The sequence below is a fragment of the Dellaglioa sp. CoH-56-MRSF-12 genome, from assembly GCF_056782075.1.
On the sequence record NZ_JBXAYD010000013.1, the window covers coordinates 257 to 626 of the forward strand.

1 protein-coding gene is annotated in these 370 nt (G+C 56.5%); it reads left to right on the plus strand.

The window, feature by feature from the left end; genetic code table 11:
• Positions 1-170: 170 nt before the first annotated feature.
• Positions 171-370 (plus strand): hypothetical protein (locus tag AC1RPY_RS07600; RefSeq protein ID WP_481763083.1); only part of this gene is annotated, 200 nt, incomplete at its 3' end.

A 370-nucleotide genomic window follows, 5' to 3' on the forward strand; every position in this document is an offset into this window, starting at 1 on the left:
ATCCGTACTACCGTGCAAAGTCCGAGGTCACAGAAAACGATCGCGGGAGTTACGTGTATGAACGCGTAGAGCGCACGAAGATCACACGTATCGAGGTCACGGCGGGATCGCAGTACAAGATCAGCACGCACCGAAATACGAGTACGGCGACGAGTCGGGACGAGAGCATCTTGTATATGCTGGGTTCCTACCCATATGCATGTACGGAACAGCAGTTCAACGAAAAGATGGGTGAGGCGCTTGCCGCGATTGGTGTCGAGAACCCGCTCGGGGCACTGGAACGCGCGGCCGCAGATGGGGTGCCAGTGCCACTCAAGATGTGGCTTTCGGCGGCTGGCATCAATCTGGTCGAACTGGAAAAGGACATCGT